This is a genomic window from Loigolactobacillus zhaoyuanensis (assembly GCF_003946385.1).
In the GTDB taxonomy this organism is placed as follows: domain Bacteria; phylum Bacillota; class Bacilli; order Lactobacillales; family Lactobacillaceae; genus Loigolactobacillus; species Loigolactobacillus zhaoyuanensis.
Genome location: NZ_RHOE01000044.1, coordinates 1 through 20,887, shown reverse-complemented (window position 1 = coordinate 20,887; position 20,887 = coordinate 1). Strand labels below are relative to the sequence as shown.

At 43.1% G+C, this 20,887-nt stretch carries 20 protein-coding genes, 1 tRNA gene and 1 other annotated feature; of the genes, 6 read left to right on the top strand and 15 right to left on the bottom strand.

The window, feature by feature from the left end; all coding sequences use genetic code 11:
* Positions 1-271: 271 nt before the first annotated feature.
* From EKM76_RS09210 to EKM76_RS09200, 3 genes are all read right to left on the bottom strand, one after another.
* Complete coding sequence (locus tag EKM76_RS09210) at positions 272-2,104, bottom strand: heavy metal translocating P-type ATPase (protein ID WP_125550382.1); 1,833 nt, start codon at positions 2,102-2,104, stop codon at positions 272-274.
* Positions 2,105-2,288: 184 nt separating this feature from the next.
* Entirely contained in the window at positions 2,289-2,660 is a 372-nt protein-coding gene (locus EKM76_RS09205; RefSeq protein ID WP_125550381.1) for a hypothetical protein, read from the bottom strand.
* A 297-nt stretch (positions 2,661-2,957) separates the two neighbouring features.
* Positions 2,958-4,211: a hydroxymethylglutaryl-CoA reductase, degradative gene (locus tag EKM76_RS09200; RefSeq protein WP_125550380.1), complete on the bottom strand. Its 1,254-nt coding sequence runs from the start codon at positions 4,209-4,211 to the stop codon at positions 2,958-2,960.
* 268 nt (positions 4,212-4,479) lie between these two features.
* On the opposite strand from EKM76_RS09200, the gene EKM76_RS09195 reads away from it, so the two are divergent.
* From EKM76_RS09195 to EKM76_RS09185, 3 genes are all read left to right on the top strand, one after another.
* On the top strand, positions 4,480-5,280 hold the full coding sequence (locus EKM76_RS09195) for a transporter substrate-binding domain-containing protein (RefSeq protein WP_125550379.1): 801 nt from the start codon (positions 4,480-4,482) through the stop codon (positions 5,278-5,280).
* Between the two features lie 113 nt (positions 5,281-5,393).
* Positions 5,394-6,080 carry an amino acid ABC transporter permease gene (locus EKM76_RS09190; RefSeq protein WP_125550378.1) on the top strand — a complete coding sequence of 229 codons (687 nt, stop codon included), beginning with the start codon at positions 5,394-5,396 and terminating at the stop codon, positions 6,078-6,080.
* Positions 6,081-6,104: 24 nt separating this feature from the next.
* Positions 6,105-6,848 carry an amino acid ABC transporter ATP-binding protein gene (locus EKM76_RS09185; protein ID WP_125550377.1) on the top strand — a complete coding sequence of 248 codons (744 nt, stop codon included), beginning with the start codon at positions 6,105-6,107 and terminating at the stop codon, positions 6,846-6,848.
* Positions 6,849-6,889: 41 nt separating this feature from the next.
* On the opposite strand, the gene EKM76_RS09180 is transcribed toward EKM76_RS09185, so the two are convergent.
* The 12 genes from EKM76_RS09180 to EKM76_RS09120 all read right to left on the bottom strand — a co-directional run bounded on the left by EKM76_RS09180 (position 6,890) and on the right by EKM76_RS09120 (position 18,785).
* Positions 6,890-7,840, bottom strand: coding sequence for a Ppx/GppA family phosphatase (locus EKM76_RS09180; RefSeq protein ID WP_125550376.1), 951 nt, complete (start codon positions 7,838-7,840; stop codon positions 6,890-6,892).
* A gap of 295 nt (positions 7,841-8,135) precedes the next feature.
* Positions 8,136-10,268, bottom strand: coding sequence for an RNA degradosome polyphosphate kinase (locus EKM76_RS09175; RefSeq protein ID WP_125550375.1), 2,133 nt, complete (start codon positions 10,266-10,268; stop codon positions 8,136-8,138).
* The gene (locus EKM76_RS09170) at positions 10,265-11,794 is read right to left on the bottom strand and encodes a Ppx/GppA phosphatase family protein (RefSeq protein WP_125550374.1); all 1,530 of its coding nucleotides are present in this window, start codon (positions 11,792-11,794) and stop codon (positions 10,265-10,267) included. The genes EKM76_RS09175 and EKM76_RS09170 overlap by 4 nt, the downstream gene beginning before the upstream one ends.
* 195 nt (positions 11,795-11,989) lie before the next feature.
* Entirely contained in the window at positions 11,990-12,592 is a 603-nt protein-coding gene (locus EKM76_RS09165) for a cyclodeaminase/cyclohydrolase family protein (protein ID WP_125550373.1), read from the bottom strand.
* A gap of 71 nt (positions 12,593-12,663) precedes the next feature.
* A complete protein-coding gene (gene trpS, locus EKM76_RS09160; RefSeq protein WP_125550372.1) occupies positions 12,664-13,680 on the bottom strand; it encodes a tryptophan--tRNA ligase in 1,017 nt (338 codons plus the stop codon).
* Positions 13,681-13,756: 76 nt separating this feature from the next.
* Positions 13,757-13,962: a binding site (T-box leader), on the bottom strand.
* 99 nt (positions 13,963-14,061) lie between these two features.
* Positions 14,062-14,134 (bottom strand) — tRNA-Thr (locus EKM76_RS09150).
* 80 nt (positions 14,135-14,214) lie between these two features.
* Positions 14,215-16,515 (bottom strand): RNA polymerase recycling motor HelD, encoded by a 2,301-nt coding sequence (helD, locus tag EKM76_RS09145; protein WP_125550371.1) that lies wholly within the window; start codon positions 16,513-16,515, stop codon positions 14,215-14,217.
* Positions 16,516-16,718: 203 nt separating this feature from the next.
* A complete protein-coding gene (locus EKM76_RS09140; protein ID WP_125550370.1) occupies positions 16,719-17,144 on the bottom strand; it encodes an Asp23/Gls24 family envelope stress response protein in 426 nt (141 codons plus the stop codon).
* 67 nt (positions 17,145-17,211) lie between these two features.
* Positions 17,212-17,619 (bottom strand): Asp23/Gls24 family envelope stress response protein, encoded by a 408-nt coding sequence (locus tag EKM76_RS09135; RefSeq protein WP_125550369.1) that lies wholly within the window; start codon positions 17,617-17,619, stop codon positions 17,212-17,214.
* A gap of 37 nt (positions 17,620-17,656) precedes the next feature.
* Positions 17,657-17,836, bottom strand: coding sequence for a DUF2273 domain-containing protein (locus tag EKM76_RS09130; RefSeq protein WP_125550368.1), 180 nt, complete (start codon positions 17,834-17,836; stop codon positions 17,657-17,659).
* Positions 17,837-17,849: 13 nt separating this feature from the next.
* Positions 17,850-18,404, bottom strand: a complete 555-nt coding sequence (amaP, locus tag EKM76_RS09125) for an alkaline shock response membrane anchor protein AmaP (RefSeq protein ID WP_125550367.1) — start codon at positions 18,402-18,404, stop codon at positions 17,850-17,852.
* Positions 18,405-18,527: 123 nt separating this feature from the next.
* The gene (locus tag EKM76_RS09120; RefSeq protein ID WP_125550366.1) at positions 18,528-18,785 is read right to left on the bottom strand and encodes a GlsB/YeaQ/YmgE family stress response membrane protein; all 258 of its coding nucleotides are present in this window, start codon (positions 18,783-18,785) and stop codon (positions 18,528-18,530) included.
* A 201-nt stretch (positions 18,786-18,986) separates the two neighbouring features.
* On the opposite strand from EKM76_RS09120, the gene EKM76_RS09115 reads away from it, so the two are divergent.
* The 3 genes from EKM76_RS09115 to tnpB all read left to right on the top strand — a co-directional run bounded on the left by EKM76_RS09115 (position 18,987) and on the right by tnpB (position 20,452).
* A complete protein-coding gene (locus EKM76_RS09115; protein ID WP_125550365.1) occupies positions 18,987-19,832 on the top strand; it encodes a glycosyltransferase family 8 protein in 846 nt (281 codons plus the stop codon).
* Positions 19,833-19,944: 112 nt separating this feature from the next.
* A complete protein-coding gene (locus EKM76_RS09110) occupies positions 19,945-20,124 on the top strand; it encodes a hypothetical protein (RefSeq protein WP_125550364.1) in 180 nt (59 codons plus the stop codon).
* Positions 20,111-20,452, top strand: a complete 342-nt coding sequence (tnpB, locus tag EKM76_RS09105) for an IS66 family insertion sequence element accessory protein TnpB (RefSeq protein ID WP_125550363.1) — start codon at positions 20,111-20,113, stop codon at positions 20,450-20,452. The genes EKM76_RS09110 and tnpB overlap by 14 nt, the downstream gene beginning before the upstream one ends.
* Positions 20,453-20,887: the final 435 nt, after the last annotated feature.

The following is a 20,887-nucleotide window of genomic DNA, read 5'->3' as shown; positions in this document are numbered from 1 at the left end:
ATAATGGCTAGACATGGTACTCTGGGATTGGGTCATGAAGGCACCTACTCTCTTATTTTCTTGGCGATTATAAGAATAGGTCTTCATGGCCTTTTTGTCTATAGTTGGTCTAGTTCATTGGGTGTTGCACTTCAATTGTAAACTCGGCCCTAAAAAAAGCCTGACTTAAATTCGAAAAAATCGTGCACCAATTACGGAGCACAACTTTACCAACTAAGCTAGACTAGTTTTTGATCAAAGTATGGTCCAATCACCCTGTAAACAGCTCAAATCACTCCAACTTAGTTTGCTTCATTATCTTTGCTGGTGCTTTTTTAGAATCTTTTCGTGCGCGCAACGCCAATAAAATCGTGATCGTATCGACAGCCTCTTGGAGTAATGCACCCACTAATGCAGGAATCACGCCGGTCGTCGCGATCAGCATTAAAACGACTAGGATCACGATCCCCGTTAGCACATCACTTTTAGCAATGCGCATCGTGTCTTTAGCAATCGCAACTGCGTAGCTAACCTTGCTCAAATCATCCTTCAAGATCACGACATCCGCTGATTCACTAGCGGCGGTAGCTCCATGCGCGCCCATGGCAATGCCCACATCAGCGGCAGTCAACGAAGGCGCATCGTTAACGCCATCACCAACCATGATCACCGGTTGTTGTGCACTAGGCACTGACTTTAATAACTGAATTTTATCTTGCGGCAAACAGCCAGCATGCACTTCATCCACGCCTACTTTTTGCGCAATCGTTTGGGCGATCGCTGCCTGATCCCCAGTCAACATCATAACGTGCTCCAAACCTAGTTGACGCAACGTTTGGATAGTAGTTGTCGTTTCCGGACGAACCTGGTCATTGAACTCAATATAGCCCACATATTGCTTTCCGACCGCGACATGAATTGCCGTTTGTTCGGTCATTATTTGCTGCGCTGTTGGTGCAACGTAATCTAACTTACCCACTTTAACATACTGACCAGCAACTTCAGCAGCCACACCGGCACCAGTAACCTCAGATAAGTGGGTCAAAGGTAATAATTCTGTTGTGCCAACATAATCTACCAAAGAGCGGGCTAAAATATGGCTGGATTGTTGTTCTGCACTGGCCGCTAATTGTAATAGTTTTGCTTTGCTAAAGCCGGCAACTGGCTTGACTGCCGCCACGGTTAAACGGCCTTGAGTGATCGTACCTGTTTTATCAAAAGCAATCGTCCGTGCGCTGGCCAATTTTTCAATCGTGGTCCCAGTTTTAACAACAATACCGTTACGGCTTGCCCGGCTCATCCCTGCCACTAAAGCAATCGGTGCTGCCAAAATTAATGGGCAAGGCGACGCGACGACTAATACTTCTGCAAAACGTACTGGATCCCCAGAAAATAACCAAGCACCACCAGCAATCAGCAAGGCAATGGCGGTAAAGGGTATCGCGTAACGATCAGCCATACGCACAAAATGAGCTGGTTGCGCTTCTGATTGCTTAACTAATTTAATGATCGCCTGATATTGACTATTTGCTGCAATCTGATCAACCATCATCGTCACGGATACATCACCATTCAACGACCCTGATAACAGGTCAGCACCGATCGATTTTTCCACGGGCCGCGCTTCACCAGTTAAGGAAGCTTCATTAAAGCTCGATACACCGCTAAGAACATGGCCGTCTACTGGCACCAACTCACCTGGTTTGATGACCAAACGATCACCCACTTGAACCGCTGCTACTGGAATATCTTCTAATTGTTGTTCGACTATCCGATGAGCGACTTGGGGTGAATTATCCAGCAAAGCCTTCAATTCCAAACCAGCACGCCGGGCAGCATAGTCCTCAAGTGAATCACCACCAGTCAGCATCACCAATACTAACAGGCTAGCCCAATATTCCCCGACAGCTATTGTCGCTACCACCGCGATGATCGCCAATAGATCAACACCATAGCGACCTGAACGCAAGGTTTTGATCATTTCAACAAACATTGACAGCGCAATTAAAGCTCCGAGTGCTGAAACTAAAATCTGTGCCGGCAGTGGCTGTGCAAACCCAAATTGTAAAATCAAGGCAAGCACTCCAATACCACAGGTCGCACCTAATTTATAACTATTATGCATAACAACACCCCCATTACCATTTACTTCACTGTAACATTGGGTGCCGCGCATTCAAATCAATACACTAAGCCACCTAGCCAGAAGTAATCAAAAAACCAGCTATAGCAACTAATTCAACTAGAAATCATTTTATAATGATTCTAAATTAGTTGATAACTGGTCTCACTTCTATAAATTAAACTTATTAATAAGTTTCGTACAAAGATTTCCCCTCTGCTAGCTCCATTTGTAGGCGCTTAAACTCATGCAGTTCAGCCACCGTTAAATCAGAACGTGCTGCTAACTGGCGAATCTTTTTAATGAAAACATGTTGGATACTGTAATGCTGATTCTGTAGCAATACGCGGACCGTGAACTTAACCACGAACTGGTCGCCAGCATATAAACGAAAAGTTGACCCTGTATGTTCAAATAGTCGTCGTGGATAGGCTTGTTGCCACTCATACAACTGTCCTTTGCGATCTCGCAACAATAAATAATACTCCCCCGACTGACGTTGCCATGGTTCAACGACAGTTAAAGTTAATTCATCACGTTCACCATTTCGATACCCCATGATTGACCACTCCTACTTCCCAAAAATGGTTGTTTATTGGATTTAAAAGCATCAATAAACTTCACTGTTATTTCTCTAAGTTGAAACCCAATCCTTATTGGCCTCATAAGTATTATACCAATAAGTAAGCGGTTAAATCAACACTTGATGTCATTTAATGTAATTTTTTCTTTTAATAAGCAATTTTATTTCTATAATCATCTTTCGTTAAAAAATAGCTATTCGATTGATAATCGAATAGCTATGCCAACAAACCTATTAAGTAACCGACCATTTTTGTGATCATCCCCAAGCTAGTTATTTACGTAGTTGCACCAGTAACTGTTGGGCAGTGACCAAATCAAGCGTGGTTGCTTGTTGTAAGGCATTGACTAAGGCCGGCACTTCTTCCGGCCTTGCGCCAGCATTTACGGCCAAGCTTTTTGCTTGCAACGCCATATGTCCTTGCTGGATGCCCGTTGTCACTAAGGCCTTTAGCGCAGCCAAGTTCTGTGCCAGCCCTAAGGCGCAGATAACCTGCATTAGTTCTTCCGCAGAATGAACATCGGCTAAGCGCTGATTAGGTAGTACTGCGGGCAGCAATTTGGTCGCACCACCAACAAAACCTATGGGTAACGGCAACGTAAGCTCACCACTTAATCCATCAGCCACAACCTGCCACTGGCTAAGGCCACGGTATTGACCATCCTTTACTGCATAAGCATGAGCGCCACTTTCAATTGCTCGTGAATCATTGCCAAATGCCAGAACAGCTGCTGAAACCCCATTCATAATGCCTTTATTATGCGTTACTGCTCGATACGGATCGAGCTGCGCAATTCGACTAGCCGCAGCGATTTTTGCTGCCACAACGTTACCAGCAAAATCAGTTGTTTTCAGCGCGGAGAATGGAATTTCCACCGTTGCCGTAACTATACTGTCCGGTGCATAGTTTGAAAGGATACTCATTAAAACCGTTACCGCTAATTCTTGCTGCAAATAAGCACCCACTGCTTCGAGCATTGTATTCAACATATTAGCGCCCATCGCCTGTTGCACATCTACGGTAAGATCTACCGATAGATCGTGCGCACTTAATTCACGGACGTTTAGCCATTTAGCACCACCACCACGACGTTTCAACGAGGGATGGGCCGCATCAGCTACTTGCAGCAAAGTTGTTTTTAACTTGGTGATTTTTGCAGACAATGCTGCCACATCGGCAACTTCGGTCAATACAATTTGTCCCGTTAATAAGCGCCGTGGTTGTGTGACCATAAAGCCGCCACCTTGAATGGCCAACCGAGCCCCATTACTGGCTGCCGCGATCACTGAAGGCTCCTCAGTTACCATTGGCACCTGATGCAAATGACCATTAACTAATAGATTACGAGCGATTCCTTCTGGTAGCGCAAAAGTGGTCAGTTGGTTCTCAACTAGTTGGCCGGCTCGCTCCTGTGTTAAGCCAGTATGGTTAGCAAAAAAAGCGGTATCGATCGGTGATAAAACTTTATGCGCGGCTAACTGTGCGATTCGCCCTAAGCGAGTAAGTTGATAAAATTTTTTTGACAAAAAAACACTCCTCGTATGATTAAATTTATTTTATTGGCCACTTACCTTAATAAGTGTTGCTACTACAGGCAGTAATCAGATAAAACGTCGTTACAATTTCTCGCCACAAAAGGCTAATTTGGCAACAAGATCGCTTTATTTTCATTTTAGCACGTTCATGGCCGAGAAAATTAATCAACTCAGTTAAAAAATACCGTAAAATGTTATATACTTATGTTTGTTGACGATTTGTAAGTTAGCAAAATTAAATTAAGGTGGAATTTATATAATGAAGAAGCTTTTGGGAATTTTGGGAGCAACTGCAGCAGTATTTATATTAGCTATCGCACCTGCCGCAACCTCGACACAGGCAGCTAGTAAAGCAGTTACGGCTGAATTGAACAAGAAGGGCACTCTCCAGATTGGTTTAGAAGGTACTTATCAACCTTACGGCTATCATGAAGATGGAAAACTGACTGGTTATGAAGTCGAAGTCGGTAAAGCCGTTGCTAAAAAGTTAAACTTAAAGCCTGTTTTTGTGGAAACACAATTTGATTCTTTAATTGCCGGTTTAAACGTTAACAAGTATGACCTTGTACTCAATAACATGGCAGTGACCAAGCAACGCCAAGCAAAGTATCGCTTCACTACGCCTTATATCTATAGCAAATCAGAATTAGTCGTCAAAAAGGGCAATAAAGATATCAAGAAAATTACTGATATCAAGGGTAAAAAAATGGCGCAAACTGCTTCTAGCAACAACGCAGCTGACGCAAAGCGTTTAGGTGCCTCGATCGTTTCTAGTAGTGGCTTTGAACAATCGATCGAATTAGTTGACCAAGGCCGCGCCGATGGTACTATCAATTCAGTTGAAGCAGTGGGCGCTTACCTTAAGCAAAAACCCAATGCTAAGATCACACAAATTGCCGGTGGTTCTAAGTTAGAAACTCAGAAAATTGCTGGTATGATGAATAAGAAAGATAAAAACTTGAATAAGTCGGTCAATAAAGCTTTAGCCGGCCTACGCAAAGATGGCACGTTAAAGAAATTATCACAAAAATATTTTGGTACTGACGTTACTAATAAATAACGATAACCCGTTTACGAGTGGGGCAGCTGCTTATGTATCACCCAAACCGGATGATTACGGAATGGCTATAGCTGTCCCACTTTTTTTACATAGCGCACGAAAGGATGTTCTTCATGTCGAGTAGCACCTGGGAAATTATAACTTCTGCTTTACCACAGATCATTACTGCAGCAATTAACTACACGATTCCATTAACGTTGATCTCGTTTGTGCTTGGTTTATTATTAGCGCTGATCACCGCAATGGTGCGCCTATCGCCACTGCGCGGACCATTTCAAATTGTCCGCGGCTTATTCTGGGGCTACGTGTGGCTATTCCGTAGCACGCCATTACTAGTTCAATTATTTATTGTCTTTTTCGGACTGCCAAACATGGGGATTCAATTCAGCCCATGGACCGCAGCAATCATCACCTTTACGCTCAACGTTGGCGCTTATAGTTCCGAAACGATTCGTGCAGCGATCCTTTCCATCCCTAATGGTCAGTGGGAAGCAGCTTTAACCTTGGGTATGACCCGGCGTCAAGTACTCTTTCGCATCATTTTACCACAAGCCGTTCGAGTCTCATTGCCACCATTATCCAACTCATTTATCGGTTTGGTAAAAGACACTTCGTTAGCATCCAGTATCACCATTGTAGAAATGTTCACGGTCGGTCAACAAATTTCGGCACGAACTTATGAACCTTTACTGCTCTATTCACTAGTCGCCCTAATTTATCTCGTGATCTGTACCGTATTAACGATTCTGCAAGGTTATTTGGAAAAATGGACCTCACGTTACGTACCGACCCAGCACTAATTGTAGTAGAAAGGAGCCAAGCTCTTGTTACAACTCGAACACGTCAATAAAATTTATGGTGAGCGCCATGCATTAAATGATATTAACATCGCCTTTCCTGAACATAAAACAACGGTGATCGTCGGGCCATCTGGTTCCGGTAAATCAACCTTATTACGTTCATTAAACCTACTAGAACGTCCAGAAAGCGGCTTATATCACTTTGATGACCTTAATGTAGATTTCAGTAAAACTGTCCCTGAAAAGGAAATCCTACAGATCCGCCGTCAAACCGGAATGGTATTTCAAAATTTCAATCTTTTCCCCCACTTATCCGTTTTGCGCAATGTCACTGAAGCGCCCATTCATGTTCTAAAACAATCACCGGCTGCTGCAACCTCAACGGCAAAAGGATTATTGGCGCAAGTTGGGCTTGCTGAAAAGGCTGACCAATTCCCAACGGCGTTATCTGGTGGCCAACAGCAACGTGTCGCGATCGCCCGGGCTTTAGCAATGAAACCGAAGTATATGTTCTTTGATGAACCAACTTCAGCGCTTGATCCTGAGTTAGAAGCCGAAGTATTGCGGGTCTTGTTGAAATTGGCGCAAGAACATAATTCGATGATCGTGGTCACCCATAATATGGAATTTGCTCGCGGTGTTGCCGATCAGATTATTTTTCTAGAAGACGGCGAAATTCTTTATAGTGGCGATCCACAAACTTTCTTCACTGAACCGACTGCACGGATCCATGACTTCTTGTCAGCCATGAATTTTATGATCAAATAGTAACCAAAAAGACGGAGACTTTTCCCCGTCTTTTTTGATTTCTATTTGATGACCCCTTGCTCTTGTAATTGACTAATATGCTCATACAAGATACCTTCACGAACGCCATTTTGTGAGAATACGACCCGATCTGAATCCAAGAAGCGTAGGATCGTAACGATCGGCGTCATCCCGCCAGCGATAATATCGGCTCGATCCTTAGCTAAGCCGGGGATTTTTTTTCGGCCAGCCAGGTCTTCACTGATAACCTTAGCGTAAACTTCATTAACTTCGGCTACAGTCATACGAAAACCGTGAATGTCTTCAAAGTTCAGCAGATTATTCGCCTTTCGTTTAATTTTAGCCAAAGTTCGATTGCTGCCACCTAGGGCAATAATTGGTAAATTTTGACCCCGATGCAACCACCACACACCATTAAATAAGCGATTAACAAAAGTCGTCTCCCAGAATAAATCAGCGGCTTTCAACTGATCGACACCATTTTTATAAAACATTTCCGTTAAATTAACCGCCCCTATTGGTAGACTGATCAAATTCTGCGCCTTACCGTTTTGAACTAAGATCAGCTCACAACTAGCGCCACCGGTATCCATGATCACACAATTGGTAGCCGGTAAAGTGTTGCTGACGCCTAAATAATCGTAATAGGCCTCCATCGTTCCTGGAATAACTTCAATTCTTAGACCCGCCACTTCTTCAGCGACTCGCTTAATAAATTTTTTTTGGTTTTTAGCGCTCCGAACAGCCGCAGTTGCTACTGCCCGGATGGTTACATTTGGTAATTGCTGATAAATCGCAGCAAACTTTTGTAACGCCCCGATCGTCCGTTCAATAGCCGCATCACGCAAAATCCGTTCTGGACCCATATCTTCAGATAAGCGGACCATTTCTTTATGCTGTTGTACGGCTCGAAAGCTACCATCTGTATCGATTTCCGTTACCGACATACGTACAGAGTTGGAACCTAGATCAATGACCACAAAGTTTTCCATCTAACACGCTTCCTTTTCAGTATAAAGGTATGCGCTTTTGCTAGCAAAAACGCTTGTTTTCAAGTACGGATGTCCTTCCTCGCTACGTTGCCAAAGGCGCAACTAGTCGGACAGGCTCCTTTTCAGTATAACGGTTGTGTGTTTCGCTAGCGAAACGCTTATTTTCAAGTACGGATGTCCTTCCTCGCTACGTTGCCAAGGGCGCAACTAGTCGGACAGGCTCCTTTTCAGTATAACGGTTGTGTGTTTCACTAGCGAAATGCTTATTTTCTCAATACTTAACTGCTGACCTGCCTCAATCATCGTCCACCGGTGACCAAGGCTTTTGTAAGGGTACAAAGTGATCAGGCCGTTTTTCTTCTACCGCCGTAATTGGTCGTTGTGCTGCCACCGCTGCAGTTACTAAATGTGCTTGAACGTCAAGCGGCGTCAATCCACGGCGATCCACCTTTTGATAACTACCATCAGCTTGTAGCACTCGCGTTTTTAAGTTATCTTGCCACATTAATTCATAGATCTGTACGATTTGCGCCTTAATATCAGCCTGTAGAATTGGAAAAAGTAATTCGACACGGCGGCTTAGGTTACGATTCATTAAATCGGCTGACGATAAGTAGAGCTTTTCCTCACCGGCAGCATAAAAATAGTAGATTCGACTATGTTCCAAGAAGCGGCCGACAATTGAGTGAACGGTCACATTTTCACTAATTCCTGGTAAATCGACTTTCAGGCAGCAAATTCCACGGATGATCAAATCAACTTTTACACCAGCCGCCGCAGCTGCGTAGATTTTTTCAATCATTTGTTTGTCGGATAATGAATTCATCTTCATCCGGATCAGCGCTTTTTTACCGGCCTTAGCATTAGCAATTTCATCATCAAAACGATCATTTAAAAAGTCGCGCAAGGTCAATGGCGCAATGTTTAGCTCAGCAAAATGATCAGGCTCGGAAAAGCCGGATAGCATATTGAAAATATTTGAAGCATCGACAGCCATTTTCGGATCGGCAGTAAATAAGCCCATGTCCGTGTACAATCGCGCGGTAACATCATTATAGTTACCGGTGGCCATATGCATATACCGCCGGATGCCTTCACTTTCACGGCGTACGATCAGCAATAATTTACAATGTGTTTTCAAGCCAACCAACCCATAAATTACATGACAACCTTTTTTCTCCAACTCGTTGGCCCAATGAACATTATTTTCTTCATCAAAGCGGGCCTTTAATTCAACTAATACCGTGACTTGCTTGCCATTTTGCGCGGCAGCACCAAGATATTGAATAATCGGTGAGTCGCTGGAAACACGGTATAACGTCATTTTAATGGCCAACGTATCTGGATCAGTAGCTGCCTGCTTGATCAATTGCACCACTGGATCAAAACTATCATAGGGATGGTGTAGAAAAAGATCACCTTGCCGAATAGCCGCAAATAAATCCGGCTGGCGTAGCGCAGGCTGCGTGTATGATTTAAATGGTTTATAGAGTAATTCAGGGTGATTTTTGATTGCTTTAACTAACTTACTTAATACCGTTAAATCAATGGGGCCCTTAATATCGTAAACATCCGCTTCGTGCACTGCTAGTGCTTTAACCAAGCGCTTGCGCAACGTTTTGCTGGTCTCGGCAGCTAATTCTAGGCGCATTACCTTAGTATGCTCGCGCATAGCCAATTGATGAACGATCTCTTTCATTAAATCTGAGGCATCCGCTTCAGCAACGTCAAAATCCATATCCCGGATCACTCGAAAAGACTGAACTTCCTTAGCTTTAAACCCTGTAAATAACTCACCAATAAATGGCTTGATCACTTCTTCCAGCAAGATAAATTGATTCTCACCAGGCAAAGTCACGACCCGTGGAAAAACAGTTGGCACTTGGACCATGGCAAAACGGCGCTCTTTTTTTTCAGCGGTGCCCTCTTTAACTAACCGTAATGCTAAATTCAGTGTATTGTTACCGATAAAAGGAAACGGTCGTGACGCATCAACTGCTAACGGCGTCAGGACTGGATACAAAACTTGATGAAAATACTGACTGCAAAAACTCAGCTGCTTTTTCGATAATTCTGAGTAAGTCCGTAAATTAATACCCACCTTCTCTAGCTGCGGTAAAAGTGAACGACTCCAGGTTGAATACTGCTTTTCAACTAAGGGATGAATTTTAGCGCTTAAAGCCGCTAACTGCTGGGTTGGCGTTAAGCCTGCAACATCAGGCGTTGCATACGCAACCGCCTGCATTTTACGCAAAGATGCGACCCGCACCATAAAGAATTCGTCTAAATTACTTTGCGTGATCCCGAGAAAACGGACGCGCTCCAGTAACGGATTTGTTTTATCCCGCGCTTCTTCCAGCACACGATCATCAAAATCGACCCAACTCAATTCTCGATTAACAAAATATTCTGGTTTAGCAAAATTCATCGCAAACTCCCCTTTCGCTGCAAGATAGGTTGTAACCCATAAACATTCGTGAAAAAATCAGCCTTTTGCGCAAAGGTCCACTTCTCTAGTTCAATATCTGCATTAGCAGTAGCTGTGATCGTCACTGTCGTTCGCCGAATGCTAACACTGATAGTACTGATTTTAGCTTGATGACTGTCATCTAATGCATCTGCTAACCGCAATATTGCCGCTAACTTAGCAATTACTAAGCGCTGAATTAGTGGTAATTGATTAAAATGGCTTAAATCAGCAGATGGTGCCGCTGAACTGTGATAGCGAGCTATGGCAGCGACGATCAATTGTTCCGTGTGGTCAAGCCCGAGAATCTCGCTAGCACGAATAATGTACTCCGAATGAAAGGCATGTTGATTAGCATCTAAATACAAGCCAGTATCCTGCAAAATCGCGGCTAATTGCAATAATAGGCGTTCCCGCCGACCTAAGCCGTGAATTTTACGTAACCGATCAAATAGCTGCACCGCAAATTTCAAAACTTGCTTTTGGTGGCCGATGTCAATATTGTAACGTGCTGCAACATGCTGAGTGGCTGCAATTACTGCGGCGTCAAAGTCCCATTGTTGGTATTTACCATTATGACTGCCTAAATGAACAACAAAACCATCCAATAACTTAATGTTCGACAACCAAATCGTTTGAGTCTGCAAAGCATCAAAAATTTCATCCAGCAACAAAAAAGTCGGCGCTACTTCATTTGCTTCGATTTCCGGCAATTGCTCATCGTTTTGTAATTCTTGGGTCGACAACGTCATCACTTGATGATACCGCTGATTGAACTGCTGGTGACTGATTGCTAAACTCCGCTGCCCCTGGGGAATCATATTTTCTAACAAAGTCAGCTTAGATCCCATCAAAATTACTTGAGTAAAAGCCTCTTGCGGTAGGAAGCGTAGAATATCCAACAACTTGGAATGAATATAATCCGCCAACACATCCTCATAAGCAGTCGCACGATGTTCTAGATCCGCCATTCGCTGCGCCACCTGCATCGGTCCCAACTGTAATTCGCGGGTCAAAGTCAGCTCGCCACGCTGAAAAACCATCAACGTGATCGAGCTGGCACCTAATTGCAGCAACACCGTATTCTGCTGGCAGAGCTCTTTAAAGTTAGGCAAATAAACGGCAGCGGCCTCATAACGGAATAATAATTCTTCACTAACCGTGGTGAAATGCACAGTTAGCCCAGTTTTAGTATAGATCTGATCACGAACAAAATTAATATTCTCGGCCGAAGTGATGGTATGACTCGCTACCACCCGTTCAGCGGTCACACCATAATCCTTCATTAACTGCTGAAAACCGCGCAGTGCATCGATTGCTGCGTTAACCGCATCAAAATCAATGCCGCCATCAGAAAATAAGCGTTCACCCAGTGCAACTGGCGCGCTGACCCGTTCAATTGTTTCCAATGTTCGTAAATTAAAGATACTCAAATCAATACTTTGCGCACTCATCACAATAGCCCCAAAAAACTTTGGCTTAACCATTTTTCCACCTCCATAGTTAACGATTACTCTACTTCATTCTACCAAAAAATCCAGCGCTTGCACGCTGGATCAGTCGATTCATTTATTCAATTATCAGCGCTTGAACATTAACTTACTATAACCGCAGTCTTTTGTAAAATTACTTAATAAAATATAAATCGTAATTGCACAAAATTTAGGTCGCAAAAAGATAGCCTACTGTAACTTAGCCGCAACTTGTTGATAGACTCGTTGACACCGAATTACATTATCATTGACTAACACTGCGGCCGCTGCATTTAAAGTAGCGGCTTGCTGGCGATCTTGCATTAACTGTGTATTGACATAAACATTTAAAATTGCACCTTCCAAGGCGCTGCGGCAAGCGGCTGCGGCCACGCCAACATCGCTTTGCATGATTTGACTGCCCTTAGTCAACAAAGTTTCCAACAACGGCACCAAGGTAGCCAACTGGCGCAAAAGTACTAGTGGCGCACTCGCTGCTTGCACCAATGCTGCTTCCAAAATAACAGTGCGCTGGGGATCAGATTTAGGGATGCTGTAGGCATGAGCCAGTGGTGCAAATGCAGCAGCATCCGCCGGAATTTGTGCCAGCAAATCAGTCAATAGCTGTTGAGTTGCTACTAAAATTTGCTGCAATTCTTCTGCGTAGGCAGCATATTTACGCTTGCCTTGAGTCAAGTTAACCACCATGCTGGCCAAAGCAGCTGCCGTTGCGCCACTTAAGGCACTTGCACCACCGCCACTTGGTGTCGGTGCCGCTGAAGCCAGATCCTGCATAAATTGTTCCAGTTCCATTTCATCACCTATCTTCAGAGGATTCATTTAAAAAAATAGCTTATATTAATTGGTTGTTTTAAGCAACTGATTTAATTAAAATAATTGATCCCGATGGCCGCACGCACCTCGGCTAAAGTTTGATTGGCGACTTCGTTAGCTTTAGCACTGCCCTTAGCCAAAATATCATAAACTGCCGCTGGGTCCTGAGCATATTCTTCACGACGCTGCCGAATCGGCGCTAGTGCTGCTTGTAAAACTTCATTGAGATAACGTTTCAGCTTCACGTCACCTAAGCCACCCGCTTGGTACTGCGCCTTTAATTCAGCAACGTGTGCCTGATCTTCAGCAAATACATCTAAATAAGTGAAGACCACATTACCTTCAACTTGACCTGGATCTTCCACGTGAATATGCTGTGGATCGGTGTACATTGACATGACTTTTTTCTGGATCTCATCAGCTGAATCAGCTAAATAAATCGCATTATTCAGCGACTTGCTCATTTTAGCGTTACCATCTAAACCTGGCAAACGACCTTGTCCTTTAGGCGGGAAAACACCCTCTGGTTCAACTAATACATTACTTTGATAGATACTATTAAAACTACGAACAATTTCTCGTGTTTGCTCTAACATCGGTTCCTGATCATCACCAACTGGAACGACACTCGCTTTAAATGCCGTAATATCAGCAGCTTGACTGACTGGATAAATTAAAAAACCAGCTGGGATACTTTGACCGAAGCCTTTTTGCTGAATTTCACTTTTTACAGTAGGATTACGGTTTAACCGCGAGACGTTGACGATATTCAAATAATGCATTGTCAATTCATTCAACGCCGGAATTTGTGACTGTACTAAAATTGTCGACTTGGCTGGATCAATGCCGACAGCCAAATAATCTAGTGCAACTTGCAACAAGCTGTGGCGAATTTTTTCTGGATCACGTGCATTATCAGTTAAGGCTTGCATATCAGCGATCATAATATAAGGATCGTAGTCACCAGAATTTTGCATCTCGACCCGAGTTTTTAATGACCCAATATAATGACCAATATGTAGTTTGCCCGTTGGCCGATCGCCAGTCAGAATTACTTTTTTTGTCATGTTAATTTCCTTCTTTCACTTAATAGTTATGCCTTTTTAGCCACTCTAATAAAAAAAGCCCCACTGATATTGCTATCAATAGGACGCTCAAAGTCGTGGTACCACCTAAATTGTGCCGCCTATGCGACACCACTCTTGCTTAAGGCGCAAAACACCGCCAACGCTACTAGAATTCACGTCAGCACTCCAAGGCCCATTCCCCGCTAGCAATCGCCATTTTTCACCAACCAATGACTCGCTAAAGATCCACTTACGGCTACTTGTCCTCTTCAACATGTTACTTCCATTGTACCGATTTCAGGATGCAGTGTCAAAGTCGTTCACTGTATCAAATCAAAAAAGCTTATCTAAATAATTACTTAGATAAGCTTCAGATCATTAAGCCGCTTGCCGGATTCGAACCGGCGACCTCATCCTTACCATGGATGCGCTCTACCTGCTGAGCTAAAGCGGCATGAATATACAATTTAGTGGTTGGTCCCGCAGAACACCGCCTAAATAGTATATTATATATTTCAATTGATTGCAACAGCTTTACGGCAATTCAGTCGTGGTCAATGCCGCGTCCTGCTCCAGCATTTCTGCCGGAATCTCACTAATGAAACGACATGGTGTGCCTGTACTGACCAACACCAATTCATGCATCGCCCGCGAAGCAATTGTATAGAGAATATCGCGGTCACCGGCTGCATTAAAATGCACAGCTGATACATCGTACGCAATTACGGCGTCAAACTCCAAGCCTTTGGCCAGATAAATTGGTAAAATCAGTACACCTTTAGGTAAAGCACGATCAGCATCCGTCAGCAGTGTGGTTTCCACATCTAACTTTAGTCGTGCGAACGATTGCGCGCTAGTGGCCTGATCCTTGGTTAAAATAGCCACTGTTTCGTGCTGCAATAGTAACCGTCGACATTGCTGAGTGATTTGCTGCAGGCTGAGCGCGTCACTATCCGTCGTGATCAAAACCGGCTTATGCCCGTCGCGGGTAAACGCTTCGATCTCGTTGCCTGCTGGTAATAATGCCGCCGCAAAGGTAGTAATCGGGTAGGTTGACCGATAGCTTTTATTCAAAGTGATCAAATTAATACTGTGGGTATGGAAAATAGTCGTTAATGCTGCAATGAAATCATGCTGTTGATAATGCGCCGTAAATAGATCCTGCGCACGATCGCCCAGCAAAGTTAATTTAGCCCGTGGAAAGGCGTGCTTGATATAAGTTAATTGGGCCATCGTATAGTCTTGCATTTCATCAATGAATAAATGTTGCATTGCGTGATTCTGACCACTCCCGGTTAACCGATCACGTAAATAAAGCAACGGCGCCGCGTCCTCCAGCCGTAACTGATGACGCTCTATCTGCTGACGATAACTGGCGAGCATGGCCTGCCAAATAGCTGGTGCAACGTCAGTTAGGGTGGCTTGCTGCATAAAATCTGCATATTGCTCATATATGTCAATAAAATAATCATTGTATAGCGCATCATAAACAATAGCTAGCCGATCACGGACCAATTTTTCGGCAATAAAGCGAAATTCATCATCACCAGTGGCAAAACGTTGCGTGCCCACAATGCTGCGATAACGATCTTCACTTAACATATCCACTTCAGCGGCCACCCAATCTGCTTTAGCCTCTTCGTGAATCCGTCGTTTCAGCCGTTTGATCAACGTATTTTTGGTTGCTAAAAATTTATCTGCAGCTAACATATTAACCGGCTGCTGCGCATAAATTTTAGCGATCTCATCCTTAGTGAAAAAAGTCCGTCCTTCAAAATAGACACTTGTAAAAGCTAGTTGCTGCGGTTGAGTCTGCTTCAAATAGCGTTCAACCACTTCTAGATAAGCGCGGCTTTCTTTGTAACGGCGAATCTTCTGTGCTGCCGTTGGAAAACTGAGCTGATCTTGCTCATACCGCTCGAATAAAGTTTCCACATGTAGTCCAGAAAAACGTTGCCCGAGAAATTCAGCTAACGTGACCTGACGCATATTTTTTTCACCCAGACTAGGTAAAACTTCCGAAATATAGTGACTAAATAACCGGTTTGGCGAAAAAAGAATCATTTGCTCAGAATTCAAGGATTCGCGGCTATGGTAAAGCAGAAAAGCGATCCGTTGCAGAATGGCTGACGTTTTACCGGAACCGGCTACTCCTTGCACGATTAAAATATCATGTTTAGTATCACGAATAATATCATTTTGTTCCTGCTGGATCGTCGCGACAATATTCTGCATATACTCATCGCTATCTGCGCCTAACACGTGCTGTAGCATACTATCGCCTACAGTTTCGTTAGTATCAAATAAATTTTCAATTTTACCTTGTTCAATCAAGAATTGACGTTTTTTCAATAATTCGGCTTGCACTGAGCCATTCGGTGTTTCATAACTTACTTGGCCTAGCGTACCATTATAATAAATTCCCGAAATCGGCGCGCGCCAATCGTAGATCAGAAAGTTTTGCTTGGCATCAATAAATGAGGCGGTGCCAATATATAAAGTATCGCGTTCTCCATCTTCATCAATATCGATGCGTCCAAAGTACGGCGATTGCTGTAAATCTTCAAGTTGCTTCATTTGTTGTTTCAAAATCGTTTCATTTTCAACCGTTCGTGCAACTAATTGTTTCTGCTGCTGCACAGCGGCGTTGGTTTCGATTCGGTCATCAACTTCGGCAATGTTGACCCGTGTATTATCGCCATAGTTTCTATCGATCGAGGTGGTCTCACGCTGGGCTTGTTCTAATTGCACATTTTTATCGTGCAATCGCTGTTCAATTTTCTCGACAACAGCAGTCACTCGCGCTTGTTCTTGTTGTTTGGTTTCTGCATCCAAAAAGGTCGACCTCCTTGTCCATCACGGTGCCACTAACTTAGCCAGCGCCCAATTTCGTCCAATAATAAATATTGTTGCGGTGGATAATTTTATCACACTTTAGACCAGAGGTGTTACAGATTGAATATAAAAATCAGCCAGCGCTTCAACAACGGAAAAAAATAGGCATTGCAACCAATATTATGGTCACAACACCGATGTCGTTAATTACTTTGTTGCTTTTGTTGTTTTTTTTCTTGTTGCGCGTGCCATTCTTCTTTAGTCAACATATCGCTGACTGTCATCTTGAAACTAGTTAGCTTAACGTCCGTCATGCGTGATACTTCGGCTTGAACTTTACTAACTGCTTCATCGAATATTTTCGGTGCATTGCGACCGTATTCCAATGTCGCACTTAATTCTAATGTTGCTGTTTGAGCGTCGTCATCTAGATCAACTTTGACCCCTTTGGTTGGATCATCATTATCACGAAAACGATCCGTGATATTTTCGATCACGTTGCCCTCAACCGTCAATACGCCAGCAATCGTTGTCATTGTCCGACCAACAATTTTAGCAATCACATCTTCATCATAATTTAATTCACTTTCAATTCCAACAGGTGCTGTGTTTTTCATTTTTTCATCCATAATTTACATATCATCCTTTCGTTTTAGCGAACGTAGGTCAGCAATCAATAAGGGTTGAATCCAGCGACTAACTAACGCGATCCTTGGTTTCTTTTTTACCTTCATTAGTTTGGTTAGCCCATTCGCGTTTAGTCATAATATCCGTTACATTTAGATTCAACTCGATCAACTCTAATCCCGTCATCTGTTTCAATGCCTGATAAATGTGGTCGCACAGTTGATCGAAAATAACTTGCGCGTCAGCACCATATTCCAAGGTTGCTTCCATGTCCAATGCAACTTGTTTTTGGCCAACCTCAGCATCAATACCTTTGGTTGGATCAGTATCCGAACGGAAACGGTCGGCGATATTACTCATAAAGCCACCATTCATTGACAAAATACCGTCAATATCGCCAGAAACGTTCCCAGCAATTTTTTTGATCACGCTATCTTCAAAAGTTAATTTTCGTTTTTGTACATTTGGTTGGTCCATATAATCGACTCCTTTACATTTTGCTTAGATCACTTCATTAACGATCAAGTACTTGCATTAACCAACGTTTAAATACAGGCAGCTGATCCCTGTAGCGACCAACTAAATAACCGATGGCGCTGAGTAATAGGATCAGAATTAAATTCCAAAAACCTAAAATTACCCAGATCACACCACAGATCAGGCCTATAATGGCGCCCTTCATTTCTCGCTGCATCTGCTCACCTCATTTAAATCACGTCTGTTACTGGCTGTTGCCGCTGATCTGCAGTTAATAAGTGGACCGCCACTTTTTTGACCGACAAGCCTAAGCGCTCCGTTAATTCACGTTTAGCAGTCGCTTCAATTGCGTGACTGATACCAACTAAATCCTTGGTTGCCGCAGTTAGAGTTGCATCCACTTGGGCTGTCGCCACTGCTTTATGCTTGTGCAATTGTACGTTCACATTAACTGCAGTTACTGGATGCTGCTCTTGAACGGCGTACTTAACTGATTTTTCTACCGCAGCTCGACTAATATTTAGTTGACCCTTTTCTGTTTTCATACTTAACTGAGTTGTCGTTGAGCGTTTAAATAACGCAATCAGGAATAAAACTAGAAAGATCAGGCCGGCAATGATCGCCAGAATTAGTCCGACCCATGACAACCAAATTTGATTTTGCTGCCACTGCATCATTGGACCTGACCAACTAGCGCTTGGCTCGATCAATAAACCAAACCAAACGGCTTCCAGTAAACCGACAATAGCTAGTAAGCCCAGACCAAATTTGAAAATTGGCCGCACATTGCATCCCTCCTTTTCAATTTAGCTGAGTTATTTTATTAAAAAAACTCTGAGACTCAAGCTGGATAGGAACCCAACTTTTGTGTCATTACGCTAAATTAGCCATAAAAATTATCAAATTTATTAACTACGTTTCTTACGTGTACCGATAACGAATGACACGATCAAGACAAGGATGATGGCACCAATAATTGATGGAAAAATAGCCATGCCTGCAATCATTGGTCCCCAGCTACCCAGAACCATTTCACCTAACCAAGAGCCGATCAAACCTGCAATAATGTTACCGACCCAACCAAGTGGCATATCCCGACTTACGATTGCACCAGCGATTGCGCCGATGACTGCACCAATAATTAAAACCCATAGTAAGTGAAGCATATCGATCCGTCCTTTCTTGTGCTGAAGTTTTTTTATTACACCCTTAGCCTATCATCAAAGCCTATTGCGTTTCAATTTAGATGCATACATCCCCGTTATAACAGTATCCATGCATAAAAGTTGCTGAAAATCGCTTTAGTTGCGTATAGTTGAACTAATCTAATCTATAACTATATGGTAATACTTAAGGGAGGAACGCTTATGTCTACGATTTCGATCGTTTCAACAACTAATTCGAATTTCGTTACCCCATTAGCAACACTGTACCGTTCAATATTGGTCAATAATTCAAATAATAACTTCGACTTTTATATTTTTGGCGATCATTTAACTGCTGAAGATAAGCTACAACTTAAACGGCTCGAATTAGACTGCAACAACTGCCACCAGATCAACTACTTATCCGTCGATGAATCGCTTTTCCGCCAAGCAGTCACTGATGACCGAATCATCAAGGCTGCCTATTATCGGATCTACACAGCCGATTTATTGCCACAACTTGATCGTATCCTCTATCTTGACTGTGACTTGATCTGCACCAGCGATATTAGCCAACTCTGGCAAACATCATTGAATGGCAAAGTGATTGCAGCTGTTGAAGACGCTGGTTACGTCCCGCGCTTAGCGGAAATGGGTATCAAAGCTCAGCAGCCATTTTATTTCAACTCCGGCATGATGCTGATCGATCTAAAACGTTGGCGTGACGAAAACATCACCAAAAAAGTGATGGACTTCATTAACCAGCATCCAGAAAAATTAAAATATCACGATCAAGATGCGCTTAACGCTGTTTTAGCGGATAATTGGTGCTACTTACATCCCAAATACAATATGCAATCACGCTTAATTCGTCGCGAACAAGTTCATCCGCTGCCACCAGCTGAGATTCTAGCGGAAGAAGCACGCCAAGACCCAATTTTCATTCATTATTCTGGCCGCAGCAAACCATGGCTTGAATTCGGTGTCCGCCCACACCCGCTACGCAATGAATATTGGAAATACGCACCGAAAACATTACAACTGACAACTAAGCAACAGATCAGTTAAGGGTCAGCTGAAAAATAGCATAAAAATACCCGCTAGTAGTAAGCACCCAATAACAGACCAGATAATAATCGCGGTATCATAACCTCATCATGAAGAATGGTGAGGTGTTTTTATGGAAAACAAACCAGAAATTATTCGAATCAAATTAGACGAAACACATCAACAACCTACTATGGTCACTAAAGCATGTCAGATCAAACTTAGTAATAACAAAACAATCATTGTTTACAATCGAATCAATGGCTACATCTTAGATGCGCTAATGAAGGTAGTGTTTAATGACGCTCATTAACTTACGCAAACTTTGCAGTATTTACTTGATCTGTGGGAAAACAGATCTGTGTCGTGGTATTGATGGTCTCGTGGTCGTCATTCAAAGTGACTACCAACTTGATCCTTACAGTCGCACGTTATTTCTATTTTGCGGTACGCGAAAAGTTCGTTTCAAAGCCTTGTACTGGGCAGGTGACGGTTTTCTCTTGTTATACAAGCGAATCGAAAACAGTCGCATCCAGTGGCTGACCAATCAAAACGAGGTAAAAAAGCTTCATACTAAACAACTTGAATGGTTAATTTCTGGTTGGGGACTTGAGTCAACAATCAAACCAACGACCGCCTAAAAAAGGCTAGCTCTAATGCTAACGAAATAAAGGCGGTACCCTGGCGACAACGACTGAGAATTTGCTTAATCAGGTCCTTGAACAAAATCATGAGTTGTCTAAACAAATTCAGACATTGACTGAATAAGTTGCCTATTTAACGCGTAAACTTTACGGAGCGCATTCGGAAAAGCTGACTAATTCAAATCAGTTAGCTTTTGGCGGATGACGGTGGTTTTACCGACCCAGAGCAAACTGGGAATCAAGCAAGTAACTTAAAAAAGCAGGCGACATAACACAAAAAAATAAATCCCGAATTGTCAAATCAAGTGCAACACTTGCTAAACTTCACTTATAAGTGGTCTAGGTGGTGGTCATGCGAGTAGCTGCTCAGCCATGAATTCATTGGCTGATTTATAACCAAATAGTTTACGTGGCCGTTGGTTAAGTGCCGCG